Origin of the sequence: Pseudomonas putida W15Oct28 (genome assembly GCF_000708715.2) — a bacterium.
Taxonomy (GTDB): domain Bacteria; phylum Pseudomonadota; class Gammaproteobacteria; order Pseudomonadales; family Pseudomonadaceae; genus Aquipseudomonas; species Aquipseudomonas putida_R.
The window spans coordinates 1-25,441 of sequence record NZ_JENB01000036.1 but is presented as its reverse complement, the minus strand read 5'-3'; the positions used below and the strand labels follow the sequence as shown (position 1 = coordinate 25,441).

The window sequence follows — 25,441 nt, the reverse complement described above, 5'->3', positions numbered from 1 at the left end:
GTCGTATAAACCAGGCGGTCGCGCACCTCTGGCACAGGCATGACTGGCCCGAAACAAACGTAGGAGCGAGCGCAGCTCGCGATGCGCCGCGCGGGCGGCGCTCGATTTCACAGGCGCTGAAATACTCCCGACATGCACACAGCGCCAAAACAAAAAGGCGCCCGATCTCACGATCAAGGCGCCTTTTCTAGAATATGGGGTGGACGATGGGAATCGAACCCACGACAACCGGAATCACAATCCGGCGCTCTACCAACTGAGCTACGCCCACCATATTGCGGTGTTGCAGTATTGCGGTACAACTTTACAGAAGCATGGTGCGGACGAAGAGACTCGAACTCTTACAGCTTGCGCCGCTGGAACCTAAATCCAGTGTGTCTACCAATTTCACCACGTCCGCGTAACGCTTAAAACAAAGGCGCCAGATGCTATCGAGGCGCCTTCGAAGAATATGGGGTGGACGATGGGAATCGAACCCACGACAACCGGAATCACAATCCGGCGCTCTACCAACTGAGCTACGCCCACCATATTGCATTACAGCCTTACTTGCTTGCCCATGCTGCCTAATGGCGCACCCGGCAGGACTCGAACCTGCGACCATCCGCTTAGAAGGCGGATGCTCTATCCAGCTGAGCTACGGGCGCTTAAGCTTGAAGCCTAACCGAACGAGTCATTAACAGGTAACTGCTAAACCACTCATTCTGCCCGACTTAGCCAACCAGTGCTAGGCTGTGCCCGACAAGTGCGGCGAATCTTATAGGCGACCCCAAAAGTCGTCAACACCTTTTTCAAAAAAATTTAAATTATTTAAGGGGTTAGGGGATTTGCCCGACCACCCGCCTTTGCCCTTGGCGCGTGTCGTGCGAGAATACGCGCTCTTTATTGTTTCCTTCTCGATGGTTAATCACGCGTCTATGACTGCACACCTAATCGATGGCAAGGCGATCGCCGCCAGCCTGCGCAAGCAGATCGCTCAACGTGTCGTGGAGCGTCGCCAGCAAGGCCTGCGTACGCCTGGCCTGGCAGTGATCCTGGTCGGCACCGACCCCGCCTCGCAAGTCTATGTCTCGCACAAGCGCAAGGACTGCGAAGAGGTCGGTTTCATTTCGCAGGCATTCGACCTGCCCAGCGAAACCTCGCAGCAGGCCCTGACCGAGCTGATCGATCGCCTCAATGACGACCCGGCCGTAGACGGCATCCTGCTGCAACTGCCGCTGCCGGAGCACCTGGACGCCTCGCTGCTGCTCGAGCGCATCCGCCCGGACAAGGACGTGGACGGCTTCCACCCTTACAACGTAGGCCGCCTGGCCCAGCGCATCCCGCTGCTGCGCCCCTGCACACCGAAAGGCATCATGACCCTGCTGGAAAGCACCGGTCAGGACCTGTACGGCATGGATGCGGTGATCGTCGGCGCCTCCAACATCGTGGGTCGCCCGATGGCCATGGAGCTGCTGCTGGCCGGCTGCACCGTGACCGTCTGCCACCGCTTCACCAAGGACCTGGCCGGCCATGTCGGGCGTGCCGACCTGGTGGTCGTGGCTGCCGGCAAGCCGGGCCTGGTCAAGGGTGAGTGGGTCAAGGAAGGCGCCATCGTCATCGACGTGGGCATCAACCGGCAGGAAGACGGCAAGCTGGTCGGCGACGTCGTCTACGAGACCGCCCTGCCGCGCGCGGGCTGGATCACCCCGGTGCCGGGTGGCGTCGGGCCGATGACCCGGGCCTGCCTGCTGGAAAACACGCTGTATGCGGCGGAAGAGCTGCATAAGTAATAGCGCGTGATGCGAAAACGGCACCTCTGGCAGGTGCCGTTTTTTTTGCCTGCGATTCATGCAGTGGCTTTGCTGGCCTCTTCGCGGGCTTGCCCGCTCCCACAGGAACCCCGCAACCCTTGAGAGCGGTGCAGTACCTGTGGGAGCGGGCGAGCCCGCGAAGAAGCCAACGCGGTGTTCAGCCGATCACTTCCTGGCCGCCTCCCACGACTTCAGCAGTTCGGTGTAGCTGACTGTCTCGCCCTTGGGCTTTTCGTTGGCCAGCTTGGGTTTCGGCGCCCCCGGCTGGTCGAACCAGTACTGGGCGTCTTTCTCCGGGTTCATCTTGGGTGCACAGGTCGCCTGGGCATTGGAGCGCTGCAAGCGTTCCATCATGCGGTCCTGGTCGCGGGCCAGGCCGTCCAGGGCTTCCTGCGGGGTCTTCTCGCCACTGGCCACTTCGGCGATATGGCTCCACCACAGCTGTGCCAGCCGCGGGTAATCCGGCACGTTGGTGCCGGTCGGCGTCCACTGCACCCGCGCCGGGCTGCGGTAGAACTCCACCAGCCCGCCCAGCTTGGGCGCCAGGTCGGTCATGGCCTGGGAGTTGATGTCCGACTCACGAATCGGCGTCAGGCCGACGATGGTCTTTTTCAGCGACACGGTCTTGGAGGTGACGAACTGGGCATACAGCCACGCCGCCAGGCGTTGCTTCTCGGGGGTGGACTTGAAGAAAGTCCAGGAGCCGGTGTCCTGGTAGCCCAGTTTCATCCCCTCCTCCCAATAAGGCCCCTTCGGCGAGGGCGCCATGCGCCACTTCGGCGTGCCGTCGGCATTTACCACCGGCAAGCCGGGCTTGGTCATGTCGGCAGTAAATGCGGTATACCAGAATATCTGCTGGGCAATGTTGCCCTGCGCTGGTACCGGGCCTGCTTCGGAGAAGGTCATGCCCTGGGCTTCCTTGGGCGCATAGGCACGCATCCAGTCCACGTACTTTTGCGTGGCATAGACGGCGGCCGGGCCGTTGGTGTCGCCGCCGCGGGTCACGCTGGAACCCACCGGATGGCAGTCCTCGACGCGAATGCCCCATTCATCCACCGGCAGGCCATTGGGCAGGCCCTTGTCACCACCACCGGCCATGGAGAACCAGGCATCAGTGAAGCGCCAGCCCAGCGATGGGTCTTTCTTGCCGTAGTCCATGTGCCCGTAGACGCGCTTGCCGTCGATTTCCTTGACGTCTTCGGTGAAGAACTTGGCAATGTCCTCGTAGGCCGACCAGTTCACCGGCACACCCAGCTCATAACCGTACTTTTCCTTGAACTTGGCCTTCAGCTCTGGCCGCTCGAACCAGTCGGCGCGGAACCAGTAGAGGTTGGCGAACTGCTGGTCGGGCAGCTGATAGACCTTGCCATCCGGCGCAGTGGTGAAGGAGATACCGATGAAATCCTTCAGGTCGAGGGTCGGCGAGGTGTAGTCCTTGCCCTCGTTGGCCATCAGGTCGGTAATCGACTCCACCTTGCCATAGCGAAAATGCGTGCCGATCAGGTCGGAGTCATTGACCCAGCCGTCGTAGATGTTCTTGTCCGACTGCATCTGCGTCTGCAGTTTTTCCACCACGTCGCCTTCCTGCAGCAGGTCGTGGGTCAGCTGGATGCCGGTGATCTCGCTGAAGGCCTTGGCCAGCACCTTGGATTCATATTCATGGGTGGTGATGGTTTCCGACACCACATTGATCTTCATGCCACGGAACGGCTCGGCAGCCTTGATGAACCACTGCAATTCGGCCAGTTGCTGTTCAGGGGCAAGGGTTGAAGGCTTGAACTCGCTGCCGATCCATTTTTTTGCCGCATCTTCGTACTGGTCAGCCCAGGCAGTGCCGTGCACGCTGGCCAGTACCAGCAACGCGGCAAGGGTCAAATGTCGCCTGTTGTGCTTGTTATCGAACATTGTGATCTCCCGTTTCAGTTATCCCACAGGGCCGCTCGCTCAGCCCCAGCGCAGCACCACCACCAGCCACGCCAACGACAGCAGCGAGGCCACCCACAAGGGCCAGTCGCTGACGCCGACCACCAGCAGGTGCAGGTAGGCGCTGGCCAGCAGGCCGATGAACAAGCGGTCACCACGGCTGGTGACCAGCGGCAAGAAGCCCCGCCGCTCCACGCAGGGGCGGCGCAGTTCAAGCAGGGTCATGCCCAGCAGCAGCACGCCCACGGCGACAAAGAACAGCGCCGTCGGCAAGGTCCAGGCCATCCACTCCATGCGTTGCCCTCCTCACACCCGGCCCAGGGCAAAGCCCTTGGCCACATGGTTACGCACGAACCAGATCACCAGCATGCCCGGCAAGATGGTCAGTACCCCCGCCGCCGCCAGCACGCCCCAGTCGATGCCTGATGCCGACACGGTGCGGGTCATTACCGCAGCAATCGGCTTGGCATTCACCGAGGTCAGGGTGCGCGCCAGCAGCAGTTCGACCCAGGAGAACATGAAGCAGAAAAACGCCGTGACGCCGATGCCGGAGCCAATCAGCGGAATGAAGATCTTCACGAAGAAGCGCGGGAAGCTGTAGCCGTCGATGTAGGCCGTTTCGTCGATTTCCTTGGGCACCCCCGACATGAACCCCTCCAGGATCCACACCGCCAGCGGCACGTTGAACAGGCAGTGGGCCAGGGCCACGGCGATATGGGTATCGAACAGGCCAATGGACGAGTACAGCTGGAAAAACGGCAGCAGGAACACCGCCGGTGGCGCCATGCGGTTGGTCAGCAGCCAGAAGAACAGGTGGCGGTCACCGAGAAAGCGGTAGCGCGAGAAGGCATACGCCGCCGGCAACGCCACCAGCAAGGAAATCAGCGTATTCAGGCACACGTAGTACAGCGAGTTGATGTAGCCGCTGTACCAGCTGGCATCGGTGAAGATCACCCGGTAGTTGTCGAGGGTGAACGCCTGCGGCCACAGGGTCAGGCCACCCAGGATCTCGGTGTTGCTCTTGAACGACATGTTCAGCAGCCAGTAGATCGGCACCAGCAGGAACAAGAAGTACAGCAGCAGGGCCAGCGATTTGCGCGTGCTCATGGCCTAGTCCTTGTCGGCATGGGTCATGGCTGTGTAGAACAGCCACGACACCAGCAGGATGATCAGGAAGTACACCAGCGAGAACGCCGCCGCCGGGCCCAGGTCGAACTGCCCCACGGCCATGCGCGTGAGGGTCTGGCTGAGGAACGTGGTGGCGTTGCCCGGCCCGCCACCGGTCAGCACGAATGGCTCGGTGTAGATCATGAAACTGTCCATGAAGCGCAGCATCACCGCGATCAGCAGCACGTTTTTCAGCTTGGGCAGCTGGATATGGCGAAACACCGCCCAGCCCGAGGCACGGTCGATGCGCGCGGCCTGGTAGTACACGTCGGGGATCGCACGCAGGCCCGAATAGCACAGCAATGCCACCAACGAGGTCCAGTGCCACACATCCATCACCAGCACGGTGAGCCAGGCGTCGAATGGGTCGCCGGCATAGTTGTAGCTGACCCCGAGCTTGGCCAGGGTGGCGCCGAGCAGGCCGATGTCGGCACGGCCGAAAATTTGCCAGATGGTACCGACCACGTTCCACGGGATCAGCAACGGGATCGCCATGATGATCAGGCACACCGAGGCCATTCGGCCTTTGGTCGGCATGGTCAGGGCAATGCCGATACCCAGCGGGATCTCGATCAGCAGCACGCAGGTGGAGTAGATGAATTGGCGTAGCAGCGCATCGTGCAGCGCCGGGTCACGCAGCACCTGGCGGTACCAGTCGGCACCGACGAAGTAGCGGTTGGACTGGTCGAAGATGTCCTGCACCGAGTAGTTGACCACCGTCATCATCGGTACCACGGCGCTGAACGCCACCAGCAAAAACACCGGCAGCACCAGCCACCAGGCCTTGTTGTTCTGCACCTTGTTGTTCATGGCCCGGCCTCCAGCAGCACATCGTCGACGTACAGCATCAGCCACTGCGCCGGCAGGCTGACCCAGGCCTGGTCCACGGGTAACGGGCGGTCTTCGCCTAGCCGCGCCTTGAGCGCGACACCGCCCAGTTCGAGGGTGACGATGCGGTAGGTGCCCAGGTCTTCGACATCCAGCACCCGTGCCGGGTGGGCACCCTCGAACGGGCTGTCCCACAGCTGCACGAATTCCGGGCGAATGCCCACCTGCAATCGCCCACCCGCCGTCGCCGCCAGGCGCTCGCGCAAACCATCGGGCAGCGCCAGGTGGACATCGCCGAAGACCACCCCGTCCACTTCGGTACGCACGTCGATCAGGTTCATCCCCGGGCTGCCGATGAAGTAGCCGACAAACGTATGCCGTGGCCGCTCGAACAGCTCGCGCGGGGTGCCGAACTGGACGATGCGCCCGCCGTGCATCACCGCAATCTTGTCGGCGAAGGTGGACGCCTCCAGCTGGTCGTGGGTGACGTAGATCATGGTGATGTTGAACTGCTCGTGGATCTGTTTCAGCTTGCGCCGCAGCTTCCACTTCAGGTGCGGGTCGATCACCGTGAGCGGCTCGTCGAACAGAATCGCCGACACGTCATCGCGCACCAGGCCGCGGCCCATGGAGACTTTCTGTTTTTCGTCGGCACTGAGGTTGCGCGCCTTCTTGCGCAGCACGTTAGCCAGGTCGAGCACCTCGGCAATTTCTTCCACCCGGGCCCGCACCCGGGCTTCATCCAGCCCCTGGTTGCGCAAGGGGAAGGCCAGGTTGTCGTACACCGTCATGGTGTCGTACACCACCGGGAACTGGAACACCTGGGCGATGTTGCGCGCCTGGGGTGACAGCTGGTTGACCGGCTTGCCGTCGAACAGCACTTCGCCATGGGACGGCGTCAGCAGCCCGGAAATGATATTGAGCAAGGTCGACTTGCCGCAGCCCGAGGGCCCGAGCAGGGCATAGGCACCGCCCTGTTCCCACACATGATCCAGTGCGTGCAGGGCATAGTCGGCTTCGCTGACGGGCTGGCGGCTGTAACTGTGCGCCAGTTGGCGCAGGCGGATTTCGGCCATCACCCTCTCCTTGCCTGGCGCAGCCCCGGGGCCTGCACCAACGCCCCGGCGCTGTCGAAGACGAACAGCTTGTGCGTGGGGATAAACACCCGAATCGGCGTGTCCACCTGGTATTCGTGCACCCCGGGCAGGTGCAGGACCATGCGCCAGTATTCGTTGCGCACATGCAGGAAGGTTTCTGAACCGCTGATCTCTGCCAGTTCCACCAGCACTGCCAGCTCCAGGTCATCATCATGGGCCGGCACCAGGGTGATATGGCTGGGGCGCACGCCAAAGCGGTAGTCGCCCTCGGCCAGCGGCTGCAAGTCGGCATTGCGGGCAAAATGCACGGCCTGGGCCAGGCTCACCTCATTGCCACTGATACGGCCGGCCACCAGGTTTATCGGCGGCTCGGAAAACAGCTCGGCAGCCAGCACACTGCCCGGGCGCTGATACACCTCGGCGGTGGGCCCGCTCTGCACGATCCGGCCTTCGTGTACCAGGGTGGTGGTGCCGCCCAGCGCCAGCGCCTCGTTGGCCTCGGTGGTGGCGTACACGGCAATGCAATGACGCGCCGCGAACAGTTCGCGCAGCTCCTGGCGCAGACCTTCGCGCAACTTGTAGTCGAGGTTCACCAACGGCTCATCGAAGAGGATCAACGAGGCATCCTTGACCAATGCCCTGGCCATCGCCGTGCGTTGCTGCTGGCCGCCGGACAGTTCCAGCGGCAGGCGTTGCAGGTAGGATTCGATGCGCAGCATCTCGGCGGTTTCCTGAACCCGCCGGCGGATCTGGTCCTCAGCCATGCGCGCCTGGCGCAGCGGCGAGGCGATGTTTTCGAACACGCTCAAGGTCGGGTAATTGATGAACTGCTGATACACCATCGACACATTGCGCTGGCGCACCGGCACACCGGTGACGTCCTGGCCATCCATCAGCACCCGGCCCCGATCCGGGCGGTCGAGCCCCGCCATCAGGCGCATCAGGCTGGTCTTGCCGGCGAGGGTGCGGCCCAGCAGCACGTTGAACGAACCGGGCTCGAAACGCAGCGAGGCATCGACGATCCAGGACTGGTTATCGACGCTGCGGCTGACCTGCTCCAGCACCAGGGACATGGCGTGGCCTTCTTGTGATTGTTGTCTGCCAGGTACAGCCAGTTCCGTGCCAATCGTTTCCCGGTGCTCTGGTCCGGGGCCTGGGTGGCAGCGCTGGCAAATCGCGGCTTCACACCTGAACACAATCGCTGAACAACTGAACACTTGCCGGTTTGACAATGAACACCCGTGGACAACACTGAACAGCGGTCGGCCCATAACAACAACCCCACAGGACAGGCCCATGGCCGCATCCGCTTCGACCCACGCCCAACTGATCCAGGCTTCCTGGGCCCGCTGCCGCGATCACGGCTTGCAGCCGCAGCACGCGCCGGACTTCGACTGCCTGACCCGCACCGAGCTCAGCGCCCTGCTGGAAAAGCGCCAGGCCCTGCTGCGCCTGACCCGCGAGGAAGTACTGCCGCAATACACACACCTGCTGGGCAACGCCAGCTACCTGGTGATGCTGGCCGATGCCAGCGGCTGCATACTCGATAGCTGGGGCTCGCGGCGTTTCATCGAGCCGAACCAGCAGCATGGTTTCAGCGCCGGTGCCCATTGGCTCGAGCATGGCGTCGGCACCAATGCCCTGGGCACCACACTGATTTGCGCCCAGGCGATCCACGTGGGCCAGGACGAACACTTCCTGCGCCAGAACCGCTACATGTCCAGCGCCGCCGCCCCCCTGTTCGACGCCGCGCGGCAACTGGTCGGAGTGCTCGACGTTGCCAGCGATGGCTACCTGCCGGCCAGCCAGACGCTTGGCCTGGTGCGCATGATGGGCCAGAGCCTGGAAAACCGCCTGATCCTGGCCGAGCATGCCGACCGGCATGCGCAACTGATCTTCAACAGCGCCTCCGACAACCTCGACAGCCCTTGGGCCGGCCTGCTGGTGTTCGATGAGCGCGGGCAGGTGCTGGCCGCCAATCACCGGGCCGACAGCCTGCTCGGCGGTAATCCGCTGCGGCAGAACATCGAGCAGCTGTTCCAGTTGCCCCTGCAACAGCTGCTCAGTCATCCCCGAGAACAGGCATTTGCCCTGCAAGCCACCGGGCGCAACCGCTTTCATTGCCAGTGGCACCCCCCACGCGAAACCGCTCGCCGCCCCGAGGCCGACAGTGGCGAGCCGCGCCTGGACAAAGCGTTGCAACAGGCCGGCCTGTTACTGGAAAAAGACATCCCGGTGTTGGTGCAAGGTGAAACCGGCGTCGGCAAGGAAGTGTTCGTCGATAGCCTGCACCGCGCCAGCAGCCGCGCCGACCGGCCGCTGGTTGCCGTCAACTGTGCGGCGATCCCGGCCGACCTGGTGGAGTCGGAGCTGTTCGGCTACGACAAAGGCGCCTTCACCGGCGCGCACCACAAGGGCAACCCGGGGCTGATCCGCAAGGCCGACCACGGCATCTTGTTTCTCGATGAAATCGGCGACATGCCACTGCCCACCCAGGCACGCCTGCTGCGTGTGTTGCAGTCACGCAGCATTCAGCCGCTAGGCAGTGGCGAGCCGGTGGCAGTGGATATCCGCGTGGTGTCGGCGAGCAACCGCGACCTGGCCGAAGAAGTGCGCGCCGGGCGCTTTCGCCAAGACCTGTATTACCGCATCGCCGGCCTGGCCGTGGTATTGCCGCCGCTGCGCGAGCGCGCTGACCGGCGCCGGCTGATCGAACAGGTGCATGCCCGTTACCGTGACGCCAGGCAACCTGCGCGACTGCCCGCCGCCATCATCGACCTGCTAGACCAGCACCCTTGGCCAGGCAACCTGCGTGAGCTGGTGAGTGTGCTGCAGGTGGCGCTGGCCTTGGCGGGCGATGATCCGGTTGGCGTGGAGCACCTGCCAGCGGGTTTTCTTGCCGAGTCGCAGGTGCCGGTATGGGTTGTGCCAGAGGAAGCAGACCTGCAGGCACTCGTGCAGCAGGCCAATGGCAACCTTTCGGCAGTGGCGCGTGGGCTGGGCATAAGCCGGACCACGCTTTACAAGCGGCTGCGTGCTTTCGACAGGTAGTGTCTATCTACCCGCCCGCCTGCACCGCTCATCGCTAGGCTCGTGGCTCCCTTCCAGCAGGAGCCGTCGATGACACATGCACACCACTCCCATCTCGCCCTTGTCCAGCGTCAGATCCCGCAGTGGTTACGCCAGGCCAGCCCGGCCCAGCGCGCCGAACTGGCCCTGCTGATTCGCGAAAGCGAGCGCCAGACACAACGCCTGAAACAGGCCTTGGCAGCGTTGCAGCCAGTGGATGCCTTCTGCCAGCCCCTGCTGACGCAAGCATTGGCACGCTGGTTCCCGGACACCCCAGTGGCAACACTGCTTGAGGCACACGTTGTGTTCACCGGCGCAGCGCCCCCCAGGCGCCTGTCGATGCTCGAAGCCGCCTTGCAGAATGCTGAAGCCGATACCCCCGTGAGGGTGCTCGCCGCAGACTTCAGCCCCCTGAAGCTGGATGCCGCGACGCTGTTACAGGGCATTCGCAACCTGGACCTGGGCCAGCGCTACCGTTACCACCTGGGCGACATCGTCGATAACGATGCATTTCGCAGCCTGCTCGAAACCCAGGACCACAGCGCATTGTGCGCCGAGCTGGCCATGGCCCGACTGCGTGGCCACATTGACAGCCACGGCGCGGCGCTGGCACAGGCCGCTCTGGACAACGGTGCGCAAATCACCACTGAAAAGGGCAGCCGAAACGTACTGTGCCAGTTCGTCAGCCTGTTCGGCACCCCGTTAAATGGCCCTATGGTCATCCAGTTGCAGGCCCCTGAAGCCGACGAGCCCTGCCTGCTGTATTTACCGGGCGATCCGCAGGGTGCACTGCGCCAGCATGCCTCGCTGGGCGCTTTGAAAGCCGACCTCACCGACCGGCTGGCCGATCACGATTTCCGCACTTTCTTCATCCGCCACGTACCGCTGGCCGAGCAGGCCGGGTTCCTGCAACGCCTGCGAGACACCCTGTACCCACACTACCCCTATGCCGAACTGCTAGCGACAACACCGGTGCTGGACAAAGGTGACCGGTTCAGCTGGCTCAAGCGTGCCTTTCCCGGGCCTCGCGACATCTGGCAGGAAACCCGCGACAAGAACGTCAGGCTGCCGTTGACCTTGGCGCCATGGCCAGGCAACTGCTTCGCGTCGCGCGCGCGAACCCTGGTGGAGCGCAAGTTCGTCGATGCCGCCAGTGTCGCCGTACCGGTCGATCAACTCGACGCACGCGCGCAACTGCAGCGCCTCGAACGTTGGCTGGGCACCGGGCTGACGGTGCTGAACATGGCCAGTTTCTTTGTACCGGGCCTAGCCGAGTTGATGCTGGTGGTGGGTGGCGCCCAGATCGTCGATGAGTTCCTCGAAGGCGTTCATGCTGCCAACCAGCAAGACAGCGACGAGGCTATCGCCCACCTGTTCGGCGTGATCGAAAGCCTGGTGCAGTTCGCAGCCCTGGGCGCCGTAGAGGGCTTGAACGCACCCGCCGGGCCATTGCAGGGTTGGCATTTGGTCGACAGCGAGGTGGGCACGCGGTTGTGGCACGGCGACCTCACGCCCTTCCACGGTCAACGCCTGGCCGCAGGCACCAGGCAGCGCTTCAAGCCGGCTTTGCAGGGCCAGGAACCTGGGCCATGGATTTTCGCCCATGAACAACCGTTGCACTGGGATCGCGCACAGCTATTGGAGCGGCTGGCCCATCGCGCCACGGGCATGGAGCAGGCTGCGCTGCAGCGCGCATTGCAATGCAGCGGGTACGACGCAGCCATTCTGCGCCGGGTAATGGTCGACCGCGAGCCCGCCCCTGCGTTGCTCCTCGACAGCCTGGAAATGCTAGGTGGCCTGGTGCCTGCGCCTCCGATGCGCGCAACCAACGGCGACCTGCTGGCACGGGATTTCCCTTCACTCAGTGCCAGGGCGCAAGCCGAGATACTCGACCAGGCACGCCCCGCAGACCTGCTACAGATGCAACGTACCCAGCGCCTGCCCATGCACCTGGCCGAAACCGCCCGCCTGTACCTGAGGGAGGCCCGTATCAACCGTGCCCTTGCCCGTTTGCACCAGCCCGTTGGCCCGGTCGCAGATCGCGACGCCTTGGTATTCGGCGCACTCGAACAGCTGACCGGCTGGACGGGCGAGGTACGCATTGAACTGAGGGACGGTTCAGCTCCCGGCCGTCTGCTGCATGCCTGCGGCAACGAAACACTGCCTGCAAAAACCGTCATACGTACCGAAAACGGGTATGAGCCCCGCAGTGAGCAGGGAGAAACGCTGGCCAACCGGGACGACATCTTCCAGGCGATCCTCAATGCCTTGCCTGACAGCGAACGAACCTCCCTCGGCTTGCAGATCCATGAGCCCGACAGGCTCAACCATGCGCTGTTCGACAAGCTCGTCAGCGACCGCGCCACCACGGCGCGGTACTTGGGCATGCAACCGGTGCGCCCCTGGTACCGCTTGCCACGAAGGCTGCCCGGTGGCCAGATCGGCTACCCCTTGAGCGGGCGCGGCCAAGGGTGGTTTACCGACGATGAACTGTTCAACCGCTTGTTCCCTTCCACCGAGCCGCAAGCACGCCTGATCCTGCGCCAACGCCTGCTCCAGGAAGCCGGGGTACAACCGTTTGGCGCATTGCTTGAGCGCCTCAGAGGCGAATACATGCAGCTGGAAAGCAGCCTGCAGTTGTGGATTCACAGCCCTCATGTCAGCAGCGGCGGCACGCTCGTCGCACAACGCGCAGTGCGCATCGAGGCAGCCAGGCGCCTGCGCATGGCCTGGCGCAGGGAGTCGACCAACCCCGCCAGCAGCATCGAATACGTGATTCTCGACCTCGATGGCCGCAACCTCGGTGCGTTGCCCACCCTGCCTGCATCAATGGCTCATGTACGCCAGTTGAGCCTTACCGGCTTGTCTGAATCATCGCACGCCAGCCTGGACAGCTTCCTCGGCAGGTTCTCCAACCTGCGGGCCCTGGACCTGGAGGGCAACATGCTTGAATACATCCCGCCCTCGATCGGGCAGATGGAGGAACTGCTAAGCCTGGATATGTCGGGCAACGGCCTGGACCTGACCGATAACGCTACCCTCGATCTGCTGGAAGGGCGCAGCAACCTCGTGCGTCTGAATCTGGGCAATGCGCTTGCGGCACTGCCAGTCGCTGCGCTGGACCGGCTGGCGAACCTGCCGTCACTGGCGTCCCTGGCTATCGACAGCAATGGGCTGAACCTGGCCGCAGAGCACTTCCTGGCATTGGAGCGCTGGCCATCACTGGTCGACCTGAGCATGGCCGGGAACGACACCACCCTGACCGAGCAAAGCCGGGCCGCCCTCGCCCGGCTGAACCACCTGCACACCCTGTTCATCAGTGAAAACCCGCTGGACCTTGCACCCGATGTCAGCGGATGGCACCAGTTGCAGGCACTGGACCTGCAACAAACCGGCATCGGCCATTGGCCCGCGGGCCTCACCGAACTGCTGAACCAGCGCCCCTTGCAACTGCTGAGCCTGGACCTCAGCGAAAACCAGCTCACCGAGGTACCCGACCTGCACGGCAGCGCCTTCGCCGAGGCAGTGCGCGCAGGCGAACCGCGAGCCCTTTTCGACTTCGACAATAATCCGTTCAGCGAGCAGGCCCAACTGCGGCTGGCCGATGCCGGACTGCCCGCGATCAGCGTCGGCGATGCCGAAGAGCCTTGGCACATCGACTGGCCTGACGAACTGCTGGAGCACCAGGCACTGACCGCCAACGAGCCGTCCTGGCAGCCGCTGTACCTGCTGTTCGAACGGCTGACCCGAACAGCGGACTACCTGAGCCAGCCAACCCAGATGCGGGCCCGCATGCAGCATGTCCTGCGCACGCTGAGCGCCACCCCGGGCGAGGCGGACAGCGGCGGATGGGGCCGTGCGCAACTGCACGAGCAGGTCATGGAGGCGATCCACCACGCCACCGAGGGCTGTGTCGACCAGGCCAGCCTGCTGTTCCAGCAGATCGAAACCGATGTCATGCTGTGGGACGCGGTCAATAACGCAGCGCCCGATGCGCGGAGCGAACACGTTGCGCTGCACAGTGCCGCCGGGCTGCTGCGCCAGCAGCGCCTCGACGAGCGTGTGGGCGCCCTGTACAACGCCCGCGTGGCCAGGCGCCGGGCATTGGCAGAAGCACCAGACGCTGCAGCACGAGAAGCCGCACCGCCTCTGGATGCCGACGACGACCTCGGCGATGCAGCACTGATCGAACCGAACTACCACATAGACGAAATCGAAATGGCCCTGCATGCGCGCATGCAACTGCGCGACGCGCTAGGGCTGCCACCCCAACCGCAGCAGATCCTGTTCGACTATCTCGCCCGCCTGAGCCCCGCGACCGTGAACCGCCTGGGTGCTGCCGTGAGGGCCGAGGTAAACCCCGCCCTGTTCAGCCAATGGGCCTGCGACCAGCCGTTCTGGCAGCGTTGGTTGCGCCGGCTTCGTGCTGATGAATTCGACGCGCTGGCCAGGGACTGGGACGCCGCGAGCGAGTACCACAGCGAACTGACCGAAGCCACGGAGAACCCAGGGGACTACACCGGGCCCAGCGTACCGGCAGCCTACATCGATGCGCTGGAGCGGGAACTGGGCCACATCGAGGGCCTGCATTGGCGGCGCAACGGCGCGGTGCAGCGGGTCGACCTGGTGTCCGGGCGCCACGCCGATGAAAGCGCCATTTACCAACGGGCCAGCGCCCTGCTGCTCAGCACCCGCAGGGCGGCGGAACAGGCGTTGCTGCGCAGCCTGACCGAGGCCATGGCCAGCACGCTCGGCGCCGCCCGATAAATTTGCATCCCTTCAGCGGTTGAAGCGCTCCACCAGGGCGCGCAACCCGGCGCACACCTGTTCCAGCTCGGCGCCGCGCGAGGCGGCGGCGTTGGCACTGTGGGCGCTGTGCTGGGCAATGCCGGCCACGCCATTGATCTGCCGCGAAACGTCTTCAGCCACCGCCGACTGCTGCTGCGAGGCGGTGGCCATCTGCTGGCTCATGTCACTGATACGCTGCACCGCATCACGAATGCCATGCAGTGCCTGGCGGGCTTCCTGTACCTGGGCAACGCCCTGCTCGGCGCCCGTGATGCCCTGGCTGGCAATTGCCACGGCTTCCTCGGCGCCACTGCGCAGGGTGTCGATGATGGCCTGGATGTGCAGGGTCGACTGGCGAGTCTTGTCAGCCAGTGCGCGCACCTCATCGGCGACCACGGCAAAACCACGGCCCTGCTCGCCCGCACGCGCGGCTTCAATGGCTGCGTTGAGGGCCAGCAGGTTGGTCTGCTCGGCAATACCGCGGATCATCCCGGCCGCCTCGGCGATGGCACCGGTCTGACCGGCCAGGTGGCTGACCGCCTGGTTGATCTGAGTCACCGTACTGGCCAAGGTGCGAATGGCCGCGCCACTGGCATCGGCCACCTGGCTACCCTGTTCGGCCAGCTGGTGAGCCGTGTGGGCTTCGGCGGCAGTCAACTGCACGTGGTTGGCCACTTCACCGATGGAGGCCGCCATCTGGTTCATCGCCGTAGCACTCAGGTCGGTTTCTGCGCGCTGCTCCAACAACGCTGCCTCGGTGCTGCGTGACAGCTGCCCGGCATCGTGGGCCGCCACGGCCATTTGCCCGGCCAGGTCGCTCAAGCGCGTCAACGCGGTTTTCAGCCGTGCCTCTTCGCTGATCAGCATCAGTTGCAGTTGCCCGGCAGCGCCAGGCAGGTCGCTGTAGGTCAACGCCGCGACCGGGTCGGCGAAGGTACCTTCGGCACCCTCGACCACCTGCTGCATCTGGCGCCCGAGGGCGTTGCGTACCCATAGGCCATAGGCCATGAACAAACCCACGGTCAGCCCCTGCCCCACCAGGCCAGGCCACAGCTGGTTGGCGCCCAGCGCCAGCAGCCCACCGGCCAGGGGCAGGGCCAAGGCCTGCGCCAGCATGGTCAGCCGGCGCGACGCCGACAGTGCCGCCTGGCCGGTACGCATCCGCGCATACAAAGCTTCGGCGCGTGCCACCTGCTCACGCGTAGGGCACACCCGTACCGACTCATAGCCGACCACCCGCCCGCCTTCGAGGATAGGCGTGACGTAGGCATTGACCCAGTAATAGTCGCCGTTACGGCAGCGGTTCTTGACGATGCCCATCCAGCTCTTGCCAGCCTTCAGGTAGCGCCACATCAGCGCGTACACCGCCGGCGGCATGTCCGGGTGGCGCACCAGGTTGTGCGGGCTGCCGATCAATTCAGCCTGGCTATAGCCGCTGATGGCGGCGAATTCCGGGTTGCAATAGGTGATCAGGCTAGTGGTATCGGTAGCGGAAATCAGCCGCTGGCCAGAGGGAAAACGTTGCTCGACCGGGGTTACCGGCAGGTTGAGACGCACGATGAGACTCCATTCATGGGGGTGCCAGGCGTCCGCTGCGGAGCGTTTTCGGGATGAATAAGCCCGCAAACGCTCGCTAGGTGACTGCCTGGTCAGGCGCGGATTCTACGAGTCCCGCCGTATAAAGCAAATAAACCTTACGGATCATGGAGTTATTCATGATTCAAAGCTCGCTACAGCGCTTGGCAAGCTGATTGCAGATGTGTTTCAGGCAACGGCCAAGTCCTGCACAAATTCGTACGAGCCCCATTCGTGGCACGCACCGAATTAGAGCCTGGGAAGCCAAAATGCCCCACAACTGGTCAGACCGGTAAGGCCAAAAACCCTTGCAATCTAGGTTTTTTCGCGCTTTTATGGCTTCGCGCTGAACAAACCGGTAAGACCACAATAATTAAGTCCTGCGCTCTTTCGCCCCGTGCGGCTACCGAAGCAAGGACACCGATCAGAGACTCCCTCCATGCTCAAATGGTGCTCGCGTTCGATATTCCTGCAAGTCGTGCTTGGCCTTGCCCTCGGCATCGCCTGCGGTCTCAGTTTTCCCGAAGTTTCCCTGCAACTCAAACCCCTAGGCGACGGCTTCATCAAGCTGATCAAGATGCTCATCGGCCTGATCGTGTTCTGCGTGGTGGTCAGCGGTATCTCGGGCGCGGGCGACCTGAAAAAGGTCGGGCGCATCGGCCTGAAGTCGGTGATCTACTTTGAAGTGCTGACCACCCTGGCGCTGGTGATCGGCCTGGTGTTCGCCTTCAGCAGTGGCATCGGCAGCGGTGCCAACATCCATCTGGACCAGTTGTCCAGCGCCGATGCCAACGGCCTGGCCGAGCGCGGCCAGCATATCCATGGCGCCACGGCGTTCTTCATGGACCTGATCCCCACCTCAGTGGTGGGTGCCTTTGCCGACAACAACATTCTTCAGGTACTGCTGTTCTCGGTGCTGTTCGGTAGCGCACTGAACCTGGTTGGTGATTCGGCCGCCGGTATCTCGCGGCTGATCAACGAACTGAGCCACGTGATCTTCCGCATCATGGGCATGATCGTGCGCCTGGCGCCCATCGGCGTGTTCGGCGCCATCGCCTTCACCACCAGCAAGTACGGCCTGGAATCGCTGCAGCACCTGGGCGGTTTGGTGGCACTGTTCTACCTGACCTGCGCCGGCTTCGTGCTGATCGTGCTGGGGACGGTGATGCGCCTGTCGGGCCTGAAGCTGTTGCCGCTGATCAAGTACCTGCGTGAAGAGCTGACCATCGTCCTTGGCACCGCGTCTTCCGACGCCGTGCTGCCACAGATCATGCGCAAGCTGGAACACCTGGGCATCGGCAGCTCCACGGTCGGCCTGGTCATCCCCACCGGCTACTCGTTCAACCTCGACGGCTTCTCCATCTACCTGACCCTGGCCATCGTGTTCATCGCCAACGCCACCGGCACGCCGCTGGAAATGACCGACCTGCTGACCATCCTGCTGGTGTCGCTGGTGACTTCCAAGGGGGCTCACGGCATCCCAGGCTCGGCGCTGGTGATCCTCGCCGCCACCCTGACTGCCGTGCCGGCGATTCCGGTGGTGGGCCTGGTGCTGGTGCTGGCGGTGGACTGGTTCATGGGCATCGGCCGGGCGTTGACCAACCTGATTGGCAACTGCGTGGCCACCGTGGCCATCGCCCGCTGGGAAAAGGACATTGACCTGGAGCGCGCGCAGAACGTGCTCGACGGCAAGCTCAGCTTTACCCCTACGCCGCGCAAACAGCCCAACACACACCATCAACAGGAATTTTGACCGAAAGTGGCCGGCGATGACGCCGGCCCTTGCAGGAGCGAACCGTGATCAGCTCATCGACCGTCGTCACCTCAGTGGTGGAAAAACTGCGCCAGGCCCTGGCCCGGGGCCAATGGCGCACCGGCGACATGCTGCCGGGCCAGCGCGAGCTGGCCGAACAGCTGGGCATCAGCCGCCCAAGCCTGCGCGAAGCGGTGACCGTACTGGAAACCCTGGGCCTGGTGCGCTCAATGCCGGGCAAGGGCGTACTGGTACTGGATGCCGACGCCGTCACCCAGGAACCGGGCATGGACACCAGCGCCGCGGCCAGCCTGGCCGATGTGCTGGAGCTGCGCTACACCCTCGAACCTTTCATCGTCGGGCTGGTGGCGCAGTCGGCCAACAGCCAGGACGTCGGCCAGTTGCGCCTCACCCTGATGGACATGCGTGAAGCGCTGGAGGCCGATGACAGCGAAGCCGGGGTAAAAGCCTACATCGCCTTCCATGAGGCGTTGTTCACCCTCACCACCAACCCGATCTTCCAGAGCGTGGTGCAGCAGACCGGCAATGCCTTGAAGCAAAGTGCCGACATGCTGCGCAATTCGCCCGAACACCTGGCAGCACGGCTCAAGGAAAACGAAGCCGTGGTACGCGCCATTCGCGAACGCAACAGTGCCCAGGCCAGCGCCCAGATGCGCCAGCACATTCTGGCCGAAGGCCAGCGCATGGGCATCCCGCTGAACATCCCGGACGACCACCCGCGCCCATGACCCCAGGAGAGCGACCATGAACGCCGCCCCCCACCTGCCAGCCCTGCTGGCTGCTGGCGAAACCCGCCTGTCGGCCGAGCAGATCTACCCTCGGCTGTTCGACGCCATTCTCGAACAGCGCCTGCCACCGGGTGCCCTGTTGCCCGAGCAGGCGCTGGGCCATGCCTTTGGTGTCAGCCGCACGGTGATCCGCCGTGTGCTTGGGCGCCTGTCCGACCAGCAGGTGGTGGTGCAGCGCCCCAGCCACACCGCGCACCTGGCCGCGCCCGACCCGGACCAGGCGCGCCAGGTGCTCAGTGCCCGGCGCCTGGCCGAAACCACGCTGATCACCCTGGCCGCCCAGCGCGCCCGTCCGGCGCAGGTGCGCCAGCTGCGGCAGCTGGTGGAACGCGAGCGCCAGCACCATGAAAGCGGCGAACGATGCGCGGCGATCCGCCTGGGTGGCGAGTTTCACCTGAAACTGGCGCAGGTGGCAGCCAATGCGCCACTGGCGCGGTTTCTCAATGGCCTGGTGCCCATGACCTCGCTGATCATCGCCCGCTACGAATCGCCGTGCTGCGACCACTGCGCCTGGCAAGAACATGCGGCGATCATCGATGCCGTGGAGCAAGGCGATGCCGAGGCGGCGCTTGGGCTGATGCACAAGCACCTGGACCGCCTGGAAGAAAAGCTCGACCTGAAATAACCCGGGCAAACCGACGCGGTCCCTTTGTGGGAGCGGCCTTGTGTCGCGAAAGGGCCGCAAAGCGGCCCCGGATATTTTTGCTGCGAAGCTGAAATCCTGGGGCCGCTTTGCGACCCTTTCGCGACACAAGGCCGCTCCCACAAAATTGCATCTGTGCTGACCGGGCGATGGGCTGCACGGCAGCACCTCGCCCCCAACCCTATACTGCGAGAACCACCCCAGCCTCTATCAGGGAGGCGGTTGCGTGAGCTCTCGAATCCTTCTGTTGCTGTGCCTTCTGCTGGCGCTCGCCGGTTGTGCGGGCAAGCGCCCACCTGCCCCGCCACCGCCAGCGGTACTTACGCCGGCCGCCTGGCAACGCATCGACCAGGAACTGATCGACGCTTCGGTCGGCGCAGCCGGTTCTGCCAACGACTATGCCCGGCGCTCCATGCGGGTGTGGCGCGAGCAGGTACAACAGCGCACCGAAAGTGACTTCATCCCCTGGTTCACCGGCTACTGGACACAGCAGTGGCTGACCCTCAAGGTGGCCTGGTACAAACTGGACAGTGGCAAAGGCCGGGAGCCGGCGGAAAAGCGCTTGGCCCTGTACCTGCAGGAGCAGTACCACGAGCGGGTGATCGAGCCGGTGGCCGAACAGATCAACCCCGAGGGCATCCGCGACCGTGCCTGCGAGCTGTACCTGCAACTGTTCGGCCAACAGCTACCCGCCATCATCAGCCGCTACAACGCGCCGCCTGAGCAAATCAGCCAGCGCCTCAACCGTATTCCCGCCATCGCCCTGGGGCCACCGGATGCCCGCAATGCCAGCCTGTATCAACTGCTACGGGCGAAGCCGCTGGACCAGCAGCCGGCCTGGCAAGCCATGCGCCAGCACCTTCACCAACTGGCCAGCAAAGGCCCCGGAAGGACCGATGTCGGGCTGAATTCGGTGGCCACCCAGGCGAGCGACAAGCTCGGCGCTACCCTTGCCCCACGCGGCATCGCCAGCGCCGTGGCATCGGCAGTCGGCAAAGTGGCAGGGGCTATGATTTCGATCGCCGCGGCCGGCTACGGCATGATGACCCATGACCGTGAACAGCCGCAGATGGTCGAGCAGTTGCGGGTGATCCTCAACGTGGCGCTGAACCAGGAATGGCAAGAGTTGATGGAGAACCGCCAGAGCGGGGCAATGGCGGGGGTGTATTACCTGTCGGGGCAAGTTGAGGACAGCTTGCTGGCCAGCATGCCACGGCCGGTCGAGCAACCGGTGGAGCAGCAGGTGAAGCAGCAGCAAGAACCTTTGATCATCCGCCTGCCGCCTTAGCCGTTTTTCTGTGCCGGCCTCTTCGCAGCACAAGGCTGCTCCTACAGGGGCCGCACCCGCCTGAAGGTTGTGCGATGCCTGTAGAAGCAGCCTTGTGCTGCGAAGAGGCCGGTACAAGCTACATCAAGCGGTAGCCATGGCCGAGCTAGGCAGCCCAAACACCCGGTCAAACGCCCAGTTGTAGGCAAAGGTGTAGCACGGCACCAGAATGATGAACGCCATGTCCACCAGCAGCGCTTCAACCAGCGTCATGTCCAGCCACCAGGCAATCAACGGGATCAGGTACACCACCAGGGTCAGCTGGAAACCGATGGCATGCGCCACTCGGCGCCCCACGCTGCGCCCGCGCGTGGCCTGTCGGCTCTCCCAGCGTTCGAACAGGGTGTTGTAGACCAGGTTCCAGAGCATGGCGATGGTGGTGATCATGACCGCCAGCGGCCCGGTATGCGACGCCTGGGTGTCCGACAGGTAGGCCAGCCCGAGGGTCGACATGCACAGCCCTATCAGTTCATAGAAAGTCACGTAGACCAGTTTGCGTTTCAGTCCCTGCACCCGGGGTTTCCTCCAATGACAAAAGCGATGGGGCGCGATCATGCTTCATCGTGCTTGACAGCAAAAGTCAGCAGCTGTCAGATCTACTGACAGGAGGCTGCCATGAACTTTTCCAGCGATAACATCCAGCTGTTTCTTGCCGTGCTCGACCGCGGCTCGTTTTCCGCCGCCGCACGCGCCCTGCAGCGGGTGCCTTCGGCCGTGAGCATGGCCATCGGCAACCTTGAGGCCGAGCTGGGCTACAGCCTGTTCGAACGCGGCTCACGCGAGGTTCGGCCTACCGCAAAGGCCTTGGCCCTGGAGCCACACGCCAGGCTGATTGCCGAACAACTGGGGCTGCTGCAGGTGCATGCCCTGGAGCTGTCCCAAGGGCTGGAAAGCAGCCTGAGCGTGGCCGTTGTGCCAGACATCGACCACCGCCCGTTGCTGGCCGCCATCGCCAGCCTCGGCGAGCGCCACCCGTTGCTGGACATCGCCCTGCTCAGCGCCCCGCAGGAAGAAGCCCTGCATCTGCTGGACAGTGGGCGGGCCGACCTCTGTGTGGCCTTTGCCGGCCTGCAGGTCGATGCGCGGCGCGGCTTCCAGCACATCGGCATGGAGTCACTGGTGGCGACCCTGTCGCCCACCCACCCAGCCTTGCGCGATGGGCGCATTCACTACCTCGAAGACCTGACCCGGGTGCGCCAGATTCTGGTACGCAGCCGCGACCTGCCGCTGGTCGACCCGCGCCCGCTGATCGGTGCAACGCATTGGTCCACCGACAGCTTCGACCTGGCGTTGCAGATGGTCGAAGCCGGCCTGGGCTGGGGCGACCTGCCTCTGTCGCGGGTCACGCCGCTACTGGCCAGCGGGCGTTTGGTGCGCCTGGATTTTCGCAATACCCGCAACGAGTTGCAGCTGCCGGTACATATCCTGTGGCGCAAGCAGCAGCCGCTGCAGCAAGCCGCGCGGCTTTTGATCGAGCAACTGGGTAGCCACTGATACCGCCCGTCGAAACGACCTCAAGAAATTTCCGTAAGCACTTCAATCTTTTACCCCTTGGGCCGATATCCCGGTCGATAGGCCCCGCAGTGCGTCATGAGCGCCCTGCGCCCTCCCCTCATTGGCTCAAGGTCTCGAAACATGAACCTGAAATTTCGCCACAAGATCCTGCTCAGCGCCTGCGGCGTCGTGGTCCTGGCATTTGCCCTGTTCACGCTCTACAACGACTACCTGCAACGCAATACTATCCGCCAGAACATCGAAGCCTCGGTGCAGCAGTCCGGCGCACTCACCGCCAGCAGCGTGCAAAACTGGATGAGCGGGCGCATCCTGGTGCTGGAAAACCTGGCCCAGGATATCGGCCAGCAAGGTGCCGGCGAGACCCTGGCCGGGCTGATCGAGCAGCCTTCCTACACGCGCAATTTCCTGTTCACCTACCTGGGCCAGGCCAACGGTGTGTTCACACAGCGCCCGGACACCCAGATGCCTGCCGGCTACGACCCCCGCCAGCGCCCGTGGTATGGCGCCGCCGCCAGCGCCGGGCAAACCGTGCTGACAGCCCCGTACCAGGGCGCAGTCGGTGGCCTGATGGTGACCATCGCCACCCCGGTGAAGAGCAAGAACAATGGCGAGCTGATGGGTGTGGTCGGTGGTGACGTGACCCTCGACACCCTGGTCGAAATCATCAACTCGGTCGATTTCGGCGGCATCGGCCACGCCTTCCTGGCCGACGCCAATGGCCAGGTAATTGTCAGCCCCGACAAAGACCAGGTGATGAAGAACCTCAAGGACATCTACCCGGGCAGCAACCTGCGGGTTGCCGCCGGCATGCAGGATGTCACCCTCAACGGCCAGGACCGCATCATCTCCTTCGCCCCGGTGGCCGGCCTGCCTTCGGCGCAGTGGTACATCGGCCTGTCGATCGATAAAGACAAGGCTTACGCCGCGCTGAGCCAGTTCCGCACCTCGGCGATCATCGCCATGCTGATTGCCGTGGCTGCCATCGCCGGCCTGCTCGGCCTGCTGATCCCGGTGCTGATGAGCCCGCTGACCACCATGGGCCGCGCCATGCGCGACATCGCCGAGGGTGAAGGCGACCTTACCCGCCGCCTGACCGTGCAGAACAAGGACGAGTTCGGCGAGCTGGCCACCTCGTTCAACCGCTTTGTCGAGCGCATCCATGCCTCGATCAGCGAAGTGTCTTCGGCCACCCGCCTGGTGCATGACCTGTCGGAGAAAGTGGTCAGCGCGTCCAACGCCTCGATCAGCGGTTCTGAAGAACAGAGCATGCGCACCAACAGCGTCGCCGCGGCAATCAACGAACTGGGTGCCGCCACCCAGGAAATCGCCCGCAACGCCGCCGATGCCTCGCAGCACGCCAGCGGCGCCAGCGAGCAGGCCCACGGTGGCCGTGAAGTGGTGGAGGAAGCGATCAGCGCCATGACCGCCCTGTCGCAGCGCATCAGCGAATCCTGCGCGCAGATCGAAACGCTCAATGCCAGCACTGATGAGATCGGCAAGATCCTCGATGTGATCAAGGGCATCTCGCAGCAGACCAACCTGCTGGCCCTGAACGCCGCCATCGAGGCGGCCCGGGCCGGTGAAGCCGGCCGTGGCTTTGCCGTGGTGGCCGACGAAGTGCGCAACCTGGCGCACCGCACCCAGGAATCGGCGGAAGAGATCCACCGCATGATCACCAGCCTGCAAGTAGGCTCGCGCGAAGCGGTGCACACCATGAACACCAGCCAGGTTTCCAGCGAGCAGACCGTGCAGGTGGCCAACCAGGCCGGCGTGCGCCTGGCCAGCGTGACCCAGCGCATTGGCGAAATCGATGGCATGAACCAGTCGGTGGCTACCGCTACCGAAGAACAGACTGCCGTGGTCGAGAGCCTGAACCTGGACATCACCCAGATCAACGCCCTGAACCAGCAGGGGGTGGAGAACCTCAACGACACCCTGCGCCATTGCGACCAGTTGGCCCAGCAGGCCGGGCGCTTGAAGCAGCTGGTGGGCAGCTTCAGGATCTAACCGCTGGATTCAGGCGGCAACGGCCAATGCTTGTTGTCGCCTGTACCGGCCCAATCGCCGGCAAGCCAGCTCCCACCTTGACCGCGCCGACCGCAAGGCCTGTGCAGTACCTGTGGGAGCTGGCTTGCCGGCGATTGGGCTGCGCAGCGGCCCCTTATGCCACTGCCGCTTTCGCGGCCCTGCCCCGGCGCACCCAGGCCAGCAATACGGCCGCCATCAGCACGAACCCCAGGTAGCCAAAGAACGGGTACACCTCGCCCACCAGGCTGATGAACCCAACCAGGCTGCAACCAAACGCCACCACCCCGGTAACCACCGAGCCCCAGCGGAACTTCGCCGTGCCCGCCGGCAGCAGCCGCGAAAGGAACGAGAACAACGTACCCACCGCGGTGTTGACGATCATGCCGAAGATGATCAGGCACATCACCAGCCCCAGCAACGGCGACACCTCGTTGGCAATCGACAGCATCGGCATGGGCAAGTCGGCCACGCTGTCCAGGCGCGACAACAGCCCGGCACTCATCACCAGCATCAGGCCGCCCAGCGCCGCGCCACCGAGCAGGCCACCCCACATTGCCGTTTTCTCGCCCTTGGCCGAACCGCCCAGAATGGCCAGGATCGGCGCGCCGGCCACGATGTTGTAAGACACATACAGGAACGCGCCCAGCAACCAGTGGCGGGTGCCGGCCTGCTGCTGGCTGGCCAGGTGATCGAGCGCAGCGAAGCTCTGCTCGCGGGTGAACACGGCATACAACGCGATTGCCGACGCCACCAGGATCAACAGCGGGGTGATGGCGCCAATAGCCAGGATCACCTTGCGCACGTCCAGGCACACGATGCCTACCACCACCAGCGTTACCAGCACGCTACCGGTCAGTGCCGGAATGCCGAACTGCTGCTCCAGCAGCGCGCCCCCGCCGGCCAGCATGACCACGGTGACGGCGAACATGAAAAAGGTGATCAACCAGTCGACGAACAGGCCCAGGTGGCGGCCGCAGATGGCCTGGATCACATCCTTGTGCGAGGTGGCCTGCTGGCGGTTGCCCAACGCCGCCAGGGCCATGCCAAGGAAGGTGAACAGGGCGGCGCTGACCATCGCCCCGACCAGTCCCCACACGCCAAAATCGACAAAGAACAACAACAGTTC

The 25,441-nt window shown here is 63.8% G+C and carries 18 protein-coding genes and 4 tRNA genes; 9 read left to right on the top strand and 13 right to left on the bottom strand.

Going from position 1 to position 25,441, the window contains the following annotated elements; all coding sequences use genetic code 11:
* Positions 1 to 195 precede the first annotated feature (195 nt).
* The 4 genes from AK81_RS21225 to AK81_RS21210 form a co-directional block, all read right to left on the bottom strand.
* Positions 196 to 271, bottom strand: a tRNA-His gene (locus AK81_RS21225).
* 44 nt (positions 272 to 315) lie between these two features.
* A tRNA-Leu gene (locus AK81_RS21220) sits at positions 316 to 400 on the bottom strand.
* A gap of 52 nt (positions 401 to 452) precedes the next feature.
* A tRNA-His gene (locus tag AK81_RS21215) sits at positions 453 to 528 on the bottom strand.
* A gap of 42 nt (positions 529 to 570) precedes the next feature.
* Positions 571 to 647: transfer RNA gene (locus tag AK81_RS21210), tRNA-Arg, on the bottom strand.
* A 270-nt stretch (positions 648 to 917) separates the two neighbouring features.
* Here AK81_RS21210 and folD point away from each other — a divergent pair.
* Positions 918 to 1,772, top strand: a complete 855-nt coding sequence (gene folD / locus AK81_RS21205; protein WP_016500563.1) for a bifunctional methylenetetrahydrofolate dehydrogenase/methenyltetrahydrofolate cyclohydrolase FolD — start codon at positions 918 to 920, stop codon at positions 1,770 to 1,772.
* Between the two features lie 186 nt (positions 1,773 to 1,958).
* Here the strand turns inward: folD and AK81_RS21200 are convergent, their stop codons facing one another.
* Genes AK81_RS21200 through AK81_RS21175 form a run of 6 tightly spaced genes read right to left on the bottom strand, consistent with a single transcriptional unit; the run spans position 1,959 to position 7,881 of the window.
* On the bottom strand, positions 1,959 to 3,698 hold the full coding sequence (locus tag AK81_RS21200) for an ABC transporter substrate-binding protein (RefSeq protein ID WP_043202201.1): 1,740 nt from the start codon (positions 3,696 to 3,698) through the stop codon (positions 1,959 to 1,961).
* A gap of 39 nt (positions 3,699 to 3,737) precedes the next feature.
* Positions 3,738 to 4,010 (bottom strand): DUF2160 domain-containing protein, encoded by a 273-nt coding sequence (locus AK81_RS21195; RefSeq protein WP_043202200.1) that lies wholly within the window; start codon positions 4,008 to 4,010, stop codon positions 3,738 to 3,740.
* Positions 4,011 to 4,022: 12 nt separating this feature from the next.
* Positions 4,023 to 4,823, bottom strand: coding sequence for a carbohydrate ABC transporter permease (locus AK81_RS21190; protein WP_043202199.1), 801 nt, complete (start codon positions 4,821 to 4,823; stop codon positions 4,023 to 4,025).
* A gap of 3 nt (positions 4,824 to 4,826) precedes the next feature.
* Positions 4,827 to 5,693 (bottom strand): carbohydrate ABC transporter permease, encoded by an 867-nt coding sequence (locus AK81_RS21185; RefSeq protein WP_043202198.1) that lies wholly within the window; start codon positions 5,691 to 5,693, stop codon positions 4,827 to 4,829.
* A complete protein-coding gene (locus AK81_RS21180) occupies positions 5,690 to 6,787 on the bottom strand; it encodes an ABC transporter ATP-binding protein (RefSeq protein WP_043202197.1) in 1,098 nt (365 codons plus the stop codon). Before AK81_RS21180 ends, AK81_RS21185 begins: the two co-directional genes overlap by 4 nt.
* Positions 6,787 to 7,881, bottom strand: a complete 1,095-nt coding sequence (locus tag AK81_RS21175; protein ID WP_043202196.1) for an ABC transporter ATP-binding protein — start codon at positions 7,879 to 7,881, stop codon at positions 6,787 to 6,789. The genes AK81_RS21180 and AK81_RS21175 overlap by 1 nt, the downstream gene beginning before the upstream one ends.
* Positions 7,882 to 8,104: 223 nt before the next feature.
* Here AK81_RS21175 and AK81_RS21170 point away from each other — a divergent pair, with 223 nt between their 5' ends.
* A complete protein-coding gene (locus AK81_RS21170) occupies positions 8,105 to 9,859 on the top strand; it encodes a sigma-54-dependent Fis family transcriptional regulator (protein WP_043202193.1) in 1,755 nt (584 codons plus the stop codon).
* A gap of 69 nt (positions 9,860 to 9,928) precedes the next feature.
* Complete coding sequence (locus AK81_RS21165; protein ID WP_043202190.1) at positions 9,929 to 14,644, top strand: dermonecrotic toxin domain-containing protein; 4,716 nt, start codon at positions 9,929 to 9,931, stop codon at positions 14,642 to 14,644.
* A gap of 12 nt (positions 14,645 to 14,656) precedes the next feature.
* Here the strand turns inward: AK81_RS21165 and AK81_RS21160 are convergent, their stop codons facing one another.
* Entirely contained in the window at positions 14,657 to 16,222 is a 1,566-nt protein-coding gene (locus AK81_RS21160; protein WP_043202187.1) for a methyl-accepting chemotaxis protein, read from the bottom strand.
* 457 nt (positions 16,223 to 16,679) lie between these two features.
* On the opposite strand from AK81_RS21160, the gene AK81_RS21155 reads away from it, so the two are divergent.
* From AK81_RS21155 to AK81_RS21140, 4 genes are all read left to right on the top strand, one after another.
* On the top strand, positions 16,680 to 17,993 hold the full coding sequence (locus tag AK81_RS21155; protein ID WP_043202184.1) for a C4-dicarboxylate transporter DctA: 1,314 nt from the start codon (positions 16,680 to 16,682) through the stop codon (positions 17,991 to 17,993).
* A 44-nt stretch (positions 17,994 to 18,037) separates the two neighbouring features.
* Complete coding sequence (locus tag AK81_RS21150; protein ID WP_043202181.1) at positions 18,038 to 18,742, top strand: FadR/GntR family transcriptional regulator; 705 nt, start codon at positions 18,038 to 18,040, stop codon at positions 18,740 to 18,742.
* Between the two features lie 16 nt (positions 18,743 to 18,758).
* Positions 18,759 to 19,427 carry a GntR family transcriptional regulator gene (locus AK81_RS21145; RefSeq protein ID WP_043202179.1) on the top strand — a complete coding sequence of 223 codons (669 nt, stop codon included), beginning with the start codon at positions 18,759 to 18,761 and terminating at the stop codon, positions 19,425 to 19,427.
* Between the two features lie 244 nt (positions 19,428 to 19,671).
* Positions 19,672 to 20,733: a hypothetical protein gene (locus AK81_RS21140; protein ID WP_043202176.1), complete on the top strand. Its 1,062-nt coding sequence runs from the start codon at positions 19,672 to 19,674 to the stop codon at positions 20,731 to 20,733.
* A gap of 123 nt (positions 20,734 to 20,856) precedes the next feature.
* Here AK81_RS21140 and AK81_RS21135 read toward each other — a convergent pair whose 3' ends face one another.
* Positions 20,857 to 21,285 carry a PACE efflux transporter gene (locus tag AK81_RS21135; protein ID WP_043202174.1) on the bottom strand — a complete coding sequence of 143 codons (429 nt, stop codon included), beginning with the start codon at positions 21,283 to 21,285 and terminating at the stop codon, positions 20,857 to 20,859.
* A 102-nt stretch (positions 21,286 to 21,387) separates the two neighbouring features.
* On the opposite strand from AK81_RS21135, the gene AK81_RS21130 reads away from it, so the two are divergent.
* Both AK81_RS21130 and mcpA read left to right on the top strand, forming a co-directional pair.
* Positions 21,388 to 22,266 carry a LysR family transcriptional regulator gene (locus AK81_RS21130; RefSeq protein WP_043202172.1) on the top strand — a complete coding sequence of 293 codons (879 nt, stop codon included), beginning with the start codon at positions 21,388 to 21,390 and terminating at the stop codon, positions 22,264 to 22,266.
* Positions 22,267 to 22,407: 141 nt separating this feature from the next.
* Positions 22,408 to 24,294 carry a methyl-accepting chemotaxis protein McpA gene (gene mcpA, locus AK81_RS21125; protein ID WP_043202169.1) on the top strand — a complete coding sequence of 629 codons (1,887 nt, stop codon included), beginning with the start codon at positions 22,408 to 22,410 and terminating at the stop codon, positions 24,292 to 24,294.
* Positions 24,295 to 24,448: 154 nt separating this feature from the next.
* On the opposite strand, the gene AK81_RS21120 is transcribed toward mcpA, so the two are convergent.
* The coding region (locus AK81_RS21120) for a YkvI family membrane protein (protein ID WP_043202166.1) at positions 24,449 to 25,441 on the bottom strand (993 nt) is incomplete at its 5' end.